This window comes from Actinophytocola sp. (assembly GCF_036402745.1).
Classification (GTDB): Bacteria; Actinomycetota; Actinomycetes; order Mycobacteriales; family Pseudonocardiaceae; genus Actinophytocola.
Window position 1 is genome coordinate 21,064 of record NZ_DASWSJ010000162.1, and the last position, 10,378, is coordinate 31,441.

The 10,378-nt window shown below is 72.9% G+C and carries 9 protein-coding genes; 2 read left to right on the forward strand and 7 right to left on the reverse strand.

Features of this window, described 5'->3' with window-relative positions; all coding sequences use genetic code 11:
* Window positions 1-44: 44 nt before the first annotated feature.
* Entirely contained in the window at window positions 45-722 is a 678-nt protein-coding gene (locus VGD70_RS16175; protein WP_331082282.1) for a choice-of-anchor P family protein, read from the reverse strand.
* 99 nt (window positions 723-821) lie between these two features.
* On the opposite strand from VGD70_RS16175, the gene VGD70_RS16180 reads away from it, so the two are divergent.
* Window positions 822-2,894, forward strand: coding sequence for an ATP-dependent DNA helicase (locus VGD70_RS16180; RefSeq protein WP_414637977.1), 2,073 nt, complete (start codon window positions 822-824; stop codon window positions 2,892-2,894).
* Between the two features lie 6 nt (window positions 2,895-2,900).
* Window positions 2,901-3,254 carry a hypothetical protein gene (locus VGD70_RS16185; RefSeq protein ID WP_331082284.1) on the forward strand — a complete coding sequence of 118 codons (354 nt, stop codon included), beginning with the start codon at window positions 2,901-2,903 and terminating at the stop codon, window positions 3,252-3,254.
* Here VGD70_RS16185 and VGD70_RS16190 read toward each other — a convergent pair whose 3' ends face one another.
* From VGD70_RS16190 to VGD70_RS16215, 6 genes are all read right to left on the reverse strand, one after another.
* Window positions 3,255-4,010, reverse strand: a complete 756-nt coding sequence (locus VGD70_RS16190; protein ID WP_331082285.1) for an aminoacyl-tRNA hydrolase — start codon at window positions 4,008-4,010, stop codon at window positions 3,255-3,257.
* Window positions 4,007-5,233: a phosphoserine phosphatase SerB gene (serB, locus tag VGD70_RS16195; protein WP_331082286.1), complete on the reverse strand. Its 1,227-nt coding sequence runs from the start codon at window positions 5,231-5,233 to the stop codon at window positions 4,007-4,009. The genes VGD70_RS16190 and serB overlap by 4 nt, the downstream gene beginning before the upstream one ends.
* 8 nt (window positions 5,234-5,241) lie before the next feature.
* The gene (gene ctaD / locus VGD70_RS16200) at window positions 5,242-7,026 is read right to left on the reverse strand and encodes a cytochrome c oxidase subunit I (protein ID WP_331082287.1); all 1,785 of its coding nucleotides are present in this window, start codon (window positions 7,024-7,026) and stop codon (window positions 5,242-5,244) included.
* A 344-nt stretch (window positions 7,027-7,370) separates the two neighbouring features.
* Window positions 7,371-8,672 carry a DUF6297 family protein gene (locus VGD70_RS16205; RefSeq protein ID WP_331082288.1) on the reverse strand — a complete coding sequence of 434 codons (1,302 nt, stop codon included), beginning with the start codon at window positions 8,670-8,672 and terminating at the stop codon, window positions 7,371-7,373.
* Window positions 8,669-9,277: an ABC transporter ATP-binding protein gene (locus tag VGD70_RS16210; RefSeq protein WP_331082289.1), complete on the reverse strand. Its 609-nt coding sequence runs from the start codon at window positions 9,275-9,277 to the stop codon at window positions 8,669-8,671. Before VGD70_RS16210 ends, VGD70_RS16205 begins: the two co-directional genes overlap by 4 nt.
* Before the next feature lie 27 nt (window positions 9,278-9,304).
* Window positions 9,305-10,021 carry a hypothetical protein gene (locus tag VGD70_RS16215; RefSeq protein WP_331082290.1) on the reverse strand — a complete coding sequence of 239 codons (717 nt, stop codon included), beginning with the start codon at window positions 10,019-10,021 and terminating at the stop codon, window positions 9,305-9,307.
* Window positions 10,022-10,378 lie beyond the last annotated feature (357 nt).

Consider the following 10,378-nt stretch of genomic DNA (forward strand, 5'->3'; position numbering starts at 1 on the left):
TTGCCGTCGTCAGATGAGGTCGTCAGGAATCAGGTCGTCAGGGATCAGAAGGGGGCGCAGTTCACCGAGCCGACGACGATGTCGCCGCTCGCCTTGTCCGCGGGCCCCTGCGGGAACAGGTGGAAGTGCATCAGGTTCACCGTCATGCTGCCGTCCGGCGGGCTGGGCACGATCGTCTCGTTCAGGGTCACCGTCGCGACCGGTGGGGCGCCTGCCGCGCCGGGGATGGTGATCACGTGGTTCGGCGGGATGCTCGACGGCACCGTGAGGCCCGTCAGGCCGCGGAACTGGAAGCTCGCGCTGCTGCCGGTCTCCGTCGTGTGGCAGGTGGCGGTGAAGCTCGTCATCCGGATCGTGCGCGGGCCGCCGTACTGGCGCAGGCCGTCCAGGCGGAACCGGGCGCCGGTGACCGACGCGGTGGCCACCCCGGTGGCCTGGTCGACCGTGCACGTCGAGGTACCGCCGCTGAACTGCACGAAGCCGGCCACCTCGGCCCCGGAGCTGGTGGCGTCCTCGACGCCGTCGGTGCCGCACTCGGCGATGGGCGCGATCTCGGCCGGGTCGCCGTCGAGCACGAGGTCCACGGCGCCGAGCGAGCCGCCCGCGATCGACTCCCAGTCGGCGGCCTGCGCCGGCGCGAGACCGGCGAGGCAGACGGCGACGCAGACACCGGCGACGGCGAGCCCGACGACGCCGGTGCGTCTGGCATATCTCATGGTCATGCCCCGAGAACAGCGCGCCCGCGACGCCCCGCGCCAGAGCCCGGCCCGACTGCCACCCGGTCGAGGCGAAGGGACAACCCGTCCGGGCGACGAGGGTGCATGCGCAGGATTGACGGTGGGCAGAGGTACCGTTCGGCTGTGCCGCGATCCTCCACCGAACTCCCAGGCGTGTCCGAGTTGCTGGCGACGGCGGTCACGGCGGTGGGGGGCACCGAGCGACCCGGTCAGCTGGCCATGGCCGAGGCGGTCTCGCGGGCCATCCGCACCGGCGACCACCTCGCCGTGCAGGCCGGCACCGGCACCGGCAAGTCGCTCGCCTACCTGGTCCCGGCGCTGCGCCACGCGGTCGAGCGCGAGGCCACGGTCGTCGTCTCCACCGCCACCATCGCCCTGCAGCGCCAGCTCGTCGACCGCGACCTGCCCCGCCTGGAGAAGGCGCTCGCCGGACCCCTCGGCCGCAAGCCCACGTTCGCCATCCTCAAGGGCCGGCGCAACTACCTGTGCCTCAACAAGCTCGACAGCGGCGTGCAGGACGAGCCCGACGACGCGGCGCTGTTCGACCCGTTCGCCGTCTCCGCGCTCGGCCGCGAGGTCACCCGGCTGCGCGAGTGGGTGTCCGACACCGAGACCGGCGACCGCGACGAGCTCGTGCCGGGTGTCACCGAGAACGCCTGGCGCCAGGTGTCGGTCTCCGCGCGGGAGTGCCTCGGCGCGTCCCGCTGCCCCATCGGCACCGACTGCTACGCCGAGAAGGCGCGTGCCGAGGCCGGCCGGGCGGACCTCATCGTCACCAACCACGCGCTGCTCGCTATCGACGCGCTGCAAGGCTTCCAGGTGCTGCCCGAGCACGACCTGGTCATCGTCGACGAGGCACACGACCTCGTCGACCGGGTCACCTCGGCGGCCACCGCCGAGCTCACGTCGGCGTCGGTCGCGGCGGCCGCGCGGCGCGCCGGGCGGGTCGTCGACCAGGAGCTCGCCGACCGGCTGCTCGAGGCGGGTGACGGGTTCACGCTGATCCTCGAGGACCTGCCCGCAGGCCGGATGGACGCGCTGCCCACGCCGCTGTCCGGCGCGCTGTCGGTCATCCGCGACGCCGCGTACGCGTGCCTGTCGGGCCTGGGCTCGGAGCGGTCGGGCGACGTCGAGGTGGCCACCGCGCGCAAGCTCGCCCAGTCCCAGCTCGACGACGTGCACGACACCGCCGTGCGGCTGCTCCGCGCGTTCGAGGCCGACGACGCGCACCGCCGCGACGTCGTGTGGCGCACCGGCGACTCCGGGGTCGGCGCGCCGCGCCCGCCCGCGCTCAAGGCGGCGCCCTTGGCGGTGTCCGGGCTGCTGCGGGAGCGGCTGTTCGGCCAGCACACCACGGTGCTCACGTCGGCCACGCTCACCCTCGGCGGCACGTTCGACACCATGGCCCGCTCGTGGGGCCTGCCGGCCGAGCAGGGCGAGAGCGCCAAGGTGGAGGGCGCGGCCACGGACAAGTCGATCGAGGGTCCGAAGTGGACCGGACTGGACGTCGGCTCGCCGTTCGACCACGCCCGCAGCGGCATCCTCTACCTCGCCAAGCACCTGCCGCCACCGGGCCGCGACGGGCTGCCACCGTCCTATCTGGACGAGCTGGCGGCGCTCATGGAGGCGGCCGGCGGGCGCACGCTGGGCCTGTTCTCCTCGATGCGGGCGGCCAAGCAGGCCACCGAGGCGCTGCGCAAGCGGGCCGACGTGCCAATCCTGTGCCAGGGCGAGGACTCCACGGCGCTGCTGGTGCGCAAGTTCGCCGAGGACCCGGCCACGTGCCTGTTCGGCACGCTGTCGCTGTGGCAGGGCGTGGACGTGCCGGGGCCGTCGCTGCAGCTCGTGGTCGTCGACCGGATCCCGTTCCCGCGGCCGGACGACCCGCTCGCGTCGGCGCGGCAGCGGGCGGTGGAGGCACGCGGCGGCAACGGTTTCCTGTCCGTGGCGGCCACGCACGCGGCGCTGCTGCTCGCCCAGGGCACCGGCCGGCTGCTGCGGTCCACCGACGACCGGGGCGTGGTGGCCGTCCTCGACCCCCGGCTGGCCACGGCGCGTTACGGCGGCTTCCTGCGTGCGTCGCTGCCCGGCTACTGGACCACGTCCGACGCCGAGGTCGTTCGGGCGGCCCTGCGCAGGCTGGATTCGGCGAACTGATCCAATATGCCTCAACCGAACAGCTCCAGGGAGACTCGCGTGTCCACAAACTCCGGTATCACCGTCGACGACGACGGCGTCCGCCGGTTGCTCGCCGACGGCACCGAGGAGGCGGTGACCTGGGCCGACCTCGCCGAGGTGGCGATCAGGACCACGCCCGAGGGCCCGTGGAAGGAGGACGTGTTCTTCCTCCTGGTGCGCACCGGCGGAGGGGGCTGCGCGGTCCCCGCGGGCGACCCGTCGGCCGACGACCTGATGACCCGCCTGCAGTCGATGCCGGGCTTCGACAACGACGCGTTCGTGGAGGCCATGACCACCCCGGAGGACGGCCTTTTCGTGGTCTGGCAACGCGACCAGTAGCTACGGCCGCTGGGCCAGCACGGTGACGGTGCCCGGGTCGATCTCGGTGAAGCCGGCGTCGCGGACCGCCACGATGCCGCGCTCGCGCCAGGCCGCCGCAGGGTCGTCGCCGGGCAGCAGCTCGGCCCACCGCCGCTCGGACGGCGTGCGGACGGCCACCCGGAAGTCGTTGGCGGCCCACGAGGACGCGTCCGGCCACAGGGCCGCCAGCAACATCGTCGCGTGGCCCACCTGGGCCGCCGCCTTGCCGGCGGTCATCTCGATCACCGGGTTGAGCCACAGCACCGGCACGCCCGCGGGCGGCGGGCCGGGTTCGTCCGCGGGCAGGTCGCTGCCGGTGATCTGCAGCCGGCTGACCTCCTTGGGCGTCGCCACGACGCGGCCGGGCACCAGCGCGCGAACCTCGGCGCCGTCGACCGCCACGGTGACGCCGGGCAGCGCCTGGACGGCTTGCCAGTGCGCGCCGCGGGCGCGGCGGGCGACCTTGCGGATGCGGGCGTCGACCCACGACGACACGGCCTCGTGCCACTCGCCGCCCGGGGCCGAGCGCTCGTCCAGGCACACGGCGACGGCCGCGGCCGCCGCGGCCTCCAGGACGGCGGTCCGCGCGGGCGGCTCCGCCCGCTCGATCCGCAGGATCACCGGCATCGCGCGGACCTGTTCGGGGTCCTCGGCGGCGACGTCGGCGGTGGCGGAGGCGGGGAGTCGCAGCCACTCGGCGTACCGCGCCCCGAGAGGATCGAGAACGGTGCTCACGGGCGCATGAGGTCGAGGCCGTCGGCGGCGTCGGCCGCCTCGACCTCGGCCCGGGTGATCCCGAGGATGAACAGCACGACGTCGAGGTACGGGTGCGACAGCGCGGTGTCGGCCACCTCGCGCAGCGCCGGCTTCGCGTTGAACGCCACGCCGAGGCCCGCGGCCGAGAGCATGTCGATGTCGTTCGCGCCGTCGCCGATGGCCACGCACTGGGCCAGCGGCACGTCGAACCGGGCGGCGGCCTCCCGCAGCGCGGTGGCCTTCCCGGCCCGGTCGACGATGTCGCCCACCAGCCGGCCGGCGATCTTGCCGTCCTCGATCTCCAGCTCGTTCGCGACGCTGAAGTCCAGCCCGAGGTCGGCCGCGAGCCGGTCGATGATCCGGGTGAACCCGCCGGAGACCACCCCGCACCGGAAGCCGAGCCTCTTGAGCGTGCGGATGGTCGTGCGCGCGCCGGGCATCAGCATGATCGAGTCGGCCACCTCGTCGAGCACCGTCTCCGGCAGCCCGGCCAGCACCGCGACCCGCCGCCGCAGCGACTCGGCGAAGTCGAGCTCACCCCGCATCGTGGCCTCGGTGACCTCGCGGACCTCGTCCTCGCAGCCGGCCCGCGCGGCGAGCATCTCGATGACCTCGCCCTGGATCAGCGTGGAGTCGACGTCGAACACGACGAGCCGCTTCGCCCGCCGGGTGAGGCCCTCGCGCTCGACGGCGACGTCCAGCCCGACCCGCGCGGACACCTCGGCGAGCGCCGAGCGCAGGTCGGCGTCGGCCTCGCGGGTGTCCTGGGCCACCGACACGCGCAGCTCGAGGCCGGTGACCGGGTAGTCGGCGACCCGCCGGATCGCGTCGATGTTGGCGTCCAGGGCCGCGAGCCGGCGGGCGACCTCGGCGAACGCGCGGGCGGTGACCGGCCGGCCGAGCACGATGAGCACGTGGCTGGACCCGAGCCGCGCGGGCGAGAGCGGGTCGGCACCGACCTCGACCGTGACGGACATCGCGACCGTGGCCATGGCCTGCTCGACGGCCTCCTGCAGGCCCTCCGGGTCGTGGTCGGTGCCGACGAGCACGCCCAGCACCAGCTGACCCCGGATGACCACCTGCTCGACGTCGAGGATCTCGACGCCGTGCCGGGTGAGCAGGGCGAACAGGACCGAGGAGACGCCCGGCTTGTCCGGCCCGGAGACCGTGATGAGGACCGGGGTACTCGGCTGTGCGACCAAGGCTGGGCTCAGTTCGGGTTCTTCGGGTCACCCTTGGAGATGTCGTCCGGGTTCATCGTCCCGGCGAGCACCTCGGACGGCGCGGGTGGCGCGTCGCCGGCGTGGTTGCCGCTGAACGGGCCGATGTACTTGTCGGCGTGTGCCTGCTCGACCATGTGCGGGTAGTGCAGGTCGAACGCCGGGCGCTCGGACCGGATCCGGGGCAGCTCGGTGAAGTTGTGCCGCGGCGGCGGGGTGCTCGTGGCCCACTCCAGCGAGTTGCCGTAGCCCCACGGGTCGTCCGCGGTGGTGGTCTCGCCGTAGCGGTAGCTCTTGAACACGTTCCAGATGAACGGCAGCGTGGACGCGCCGAGGATGTACGCGCCGATCGTGGAGATCGTGTTCAGCGTGGTGAACCCGTCGGACGCCAGGTAGTCGGCGTAGCGGCGCGGCATGCCCTCGTTGCCCAGCCAGTGCTGCACCAGGAACGTGCCGTGGAAGCCCAGGAACGTGGTCCAGAAGTGCAGCTTGCCCAGCGACTCGTCGAGGTACCGGCCGGTGATCTTCGGGAACCAGAAGTAGATGCCGGCGAACGTGGCGAACGCGATGGTCCCGTAGAGCACGTAGTGGAAGTGCGCCACCACGAAGTAGGTGTCCGACACGTGGAAGTCGATGGCGGGCGCGGCCAGCAGGATGCCGGTGAGGCCGCCGAAGAGGAACGTGACCAGGAAGCCGACGGAGAACAGCATCGGCGTCTCGAAGGTCAGCTGCCCCTTCCACATCGTGCCGATCCAGTTGAAGAACTTGACCCCGGTCGGCACCGCGATGAGGAAGGTCATGAAGGAGAAGAACGGCAGCAGCACCGCGCCGGTGGCGTACATGTGGTGCGCCCACACCGCGACCGACAACGCGCCGATGCCCAGCGTCGCGTAGATCAGCCCGCGGTAGCCGAACAGCGGCTTGCGGCTGAACACCGGGAAGATCTCGGACACGATGCCGAAGAACGGTAGAGCGACGATATAGACCTCTGGGTGGCCGAAGAACCAGAACAGGTGCTGCCAGAGGATCACGCCGCCGTTGGCCGGGTCGAAGACGTGCGCGCCGAGCTGCCGGTCCGCCAGCAGGCCGAACAGCGCCGCGGTGAGGATCGGGAACGCGATGAGGACCAGGATCGACGTGATCAGGATGTTCCAGGTGAAGATCGGCATCCGGAACATCGTCATGCCGGGCGCACGCAGGCAGACCACGGTGGTCAGCATGTTGACCGCGCCGAGGATCGTGCCCAGACCGGCCAGGATCAGGCCGACGATCCACAGGTCACCGCCGACCCCCGGCGAGTGGATCTTGTCCGACAGCGGGGTGTAGGCGAACCAGCCGAAGTCGGCGGCGCCACCCGGGGTCAGGAAGCCGGACAGCACGATGAGGCCGCCGAAGAGGAACAGCCAGTAGGAGAACGCGTTCAGCCGGGGGAAGGCCACGTCCGGCGCGCCGATCTGCAGCGGCAGCACGAAGTTGGCGAACCCGAACAGGATCGGCGTCGCGTACAGCAGCAGCATGATCGTGCCGTGCATGGTGAACAGCTGGTTGTACTGCTCCTGCGAGAGGAACTGCTGCCCGGGGAACGCGAGCTCGGAGCGGATGAGCATGGCCATCGCGCCGCCGATCATGAAGAAGGCGAACGCCGTGACGAGGTACATCACGCCGATCTTCTTCGGATCGGTCTCCCGGAACAGCTGCAGCAGGTACGAACCCTTGGCTGTCGGGCGCGCCGGGTACGGTCGCGTGGCGATCGGCTTCGGGGCTACTGCCGTCACTCCATGCCTCCTGCGTGTCTGCAACCACGCCTTGCCGTGATTCGCTGGCGATCGTAGCCCGCTCGGTGTCGGGGAGTGCGCCTGGGCCGGGCTGTTCGGGCTGGCAGGATCTGTCCTTGTCGATCACCGGCGACCCCCGCGGCCGATGTCGGTCGGCCTCGGGTGCCCGTCCCCTGCGGCGACGTGCGGGTTCACCTGCGGCCGGGCCTGCTGGTGGCCCGGGCGGCGCCCGTGCTGGCCGGAGCGGGCACCGCCGGGTGGCCGGCGACCTCGCCCGACGTGGGCCGAATCACGGTCCCGGCCGCCGCCGGCCCGAGCCGGCCGCTGGCCATCCTCGAGCGGACTCACCTGAGCACGCACAACGCGACCACGGCGGCGACGACCGCCACGCCGGCGAGGGTCGGCAGCGCGGGCACGAGGACCACGGCCAGCACGCCGACGTCCGGGCCGCGCAGGGTCTGCAGGATCAGCCGCATCGGCATGGCGCCGACCGGGGTGTCGACCTGGGCGAGGTTGTCGTAGGTCGGCGGGTTGCGGGTGACCGTGCGGATCGCGCAGGCCGACATCAGTGGCACGGTGAGCAGGACGGTCGCCGGCCAGCCGTGGCCGGCCAGCGCGGCCAGGCCGAGGACGGCCGCGGCCCACCCGGCGGCCAGGGCGGTGAGCACGACGAGGTGGTCCGCGCGCAGGGCCGCGTCGGTCCGGCCGACCCAGCGGCGCCGGCCCGGCGAGCGCCACAGCTCCCCCAGCCCGGCGGCGAGCGGCACCATCGCGAGGTAGCCGAGCAGGGCGAACACGACCTCGGCGGGCAGCGCGGGCAACGCCAGGTGGGTGGCGACGGCGGTGAACGCGAGCAGCGCCGCGGTCGGTACGTGCCGGGCGCGGCCCAGGACGCCGAGCCAGGCCAGCCGCAGCCCGGTCGGCCGGCGCAGCGGGCGCGGGCCGACCGGGCGGGCGGCGGGCAGGAGCATCGCCAGGTCGAGGAACTGGACGCCGGTGGTGCGCAGCACCCGGCCGCGCCAGCCGTCGACCAGCCGCAGGCGGCCGGCGCGGGTGGCGATGTGCGGCCGGGCCGGCGGTCCGGAGCCGGCCAGCAGCGGGACGGCGAGCAGGGCCGCCGCGGCGGCCAGGACGAGGAGGGTCGCCGGGTTCGGCCGGACGATGACCGCCGCGGCGGCGAGCGTGGTGACGACAGCGGTCTCGCCGGCCCGGCGGTCCTGCCGGGCCACCCCGAGGGTGAGCGCGCCACCGGCGAACAGCACGGCCACGCCGGCGAGCGTCCAGGCCCGCGGGACGGCGGCGACCGCGGCGAGCAGGGCCAGGAGGTAGCCGAGCGCGAGCTGCCGGCCGACCCACCCGGCCACGAGCCGCCGGGCGACGAGCTGCTCGCGGTCGACGCCGCCGAAGTCACGCCAGGTGAGGACGGCCGGTTCGAGCCAGACGAAGCCGCGGGACAGCAGCGACCGCCAGGCCAGCGCGCCGGCGACGAGCAGCAGGACGAGCGGGAAGGCCGGGCCGGGCGCGACGCCGAGGTCGGCGCGGAGGTTGTCGAGCCGGAAGAAGGCCATGGTGAGCACGCCGCCGGCCAGCAGCAGGCCGAGGGTGCGCTCGTCCCCGGAGAGCCAGCGCGTGGCGAGGGCCTTCATCCCAGGTGGACCACGTGGTCGGCGACCTCGAGCAGCGGCGGGTGGTGCGTGGCGAGGACGACGGTGCGGTTGCGGTCGCGCTCGGCCTTGACGATGTCGGCGAGCCAGCTCTTGCCCTGCGTGTCGAGGGCCCGCTCGGGCTCGTCGAGCAGGAGGACGTCGTGCGGCCGGGCGATGGCGCCGAGGAGCAGCAGGCGCCGCCGTTGCCCGGCGGACAAGTAGTAGGCGTGCACGTCGGCCCGCTCACCGAGGCCGGCTTCGTCGAGCCACTGGTCGACGTCGGGGTCGGGCTCGTCGAAGGTGCTCTGGAGGAGCTCGAGGTGTTGCCGGGGCGACAACTCGGCGAAGAAGTCGGAGTCGTCGAGCAACACGGCGACCCGGCGGCGGAAGGCGACGTCCCGCTCGTCGGGCGTGCGGCCGAGGACCTCGACGGTGCCCTCGGTGGGGTGGCGGAGGCCGTAGAGGCAGTGCAGGAGCGTGGACTTGCCACTGCCGTTGGCCCCGGTGAGCACGAGGCACTCGGCCGGCCCGACGGCGAGGTCGAGCTCGCGGAAGAGCCAGTGCTCGCCGGCCTTGATGCCCAGCCCGGCCACGGTGATCGACACAACCCCGACGGTACCGACGTTCGCGGGTTAGTACGGCTGGCCCGGGTATCCCTGTTGTCCGGGCTGGGGCGGGTAGCCGGGCTGGGGCGGATGGCCCGGTGCCGGGAAGCCGGGCTGCGGCGGGTAGCCGGGCTGGGCCGCCGTCCCCGGGCCGAGGAGGTCCGGGCGGTACATCCGCACCCACTGGCCCATCGGGCCGTGCGTCCAGTTCGGGTCGATGCCGCCGAGCGGGATGGCGACCTCGGGGCGGCCGTCCATCGGGTTCCTCGGCTGGGCGGCGAGGTTCTCGCGCATCCAGCCCGGCGCGTTCGGCGGGACCACCCGCTCGCCCCAGCCGATGAGGCCGAGGGACCGCATCGCGCCGACGCCGACCTGCAGGCCGTCTTCGGGGCCGAACTTGTCGGCCGCGGCCATCCTGGTGTCGACCCGGCCCATCCGGGTGATGTCCGGCCACCTGAGCCACACCCGGAAGCCGAGCGTGTCGGTGAGCTCGACCCCGTACTCGGAGAACCGCACGACCGTGCCCGACCTCATCCGGGCGAACTTGCGGTACAGCACGCCGACCAGCGCCCCGGTCCCGACCACAGCCGCGATGATCCCGCCGAGCATCCCGCCGAAGACCGACCCGAGCAGCAGCATGACCGCGAAGAAGAAGACCAGCACGAACACGAACGGCAGGACCATCCGGCCGAAGCCGCCGGACGCCATCCGGAACTCACGAGGCAGCTGGGTGGGGTAGCTCACGCCGGCGAGGATGCCATGCGCCGCCCGGCCACGGCCGCGCCGCCGGTATGTGGACCGGCGGTCGCACCGCCGTGACGTGCCCCTGTCCCGGCCGGAATGAGCCTGGAACGGTTAAGGCCTGTCTCGTAGATCATCGTGTGAAGCCCTGCGCCGACCACCGGAACCTCAGGGGACCGTGACGGCACCCAGCCACCACCCACCTCGATACCCCGCACTATTCGCCGGGACGCAACGCACACTTTTAAACTCGGGGAGGCGGGCTAGCCGAGAAGGCACGCCCGGAAATCCCTGTCAAAAGCGATTAATCGGCCCCGAAAAGATCGCATGATCGATACTTGCGTTGCTCACGTAGCACGG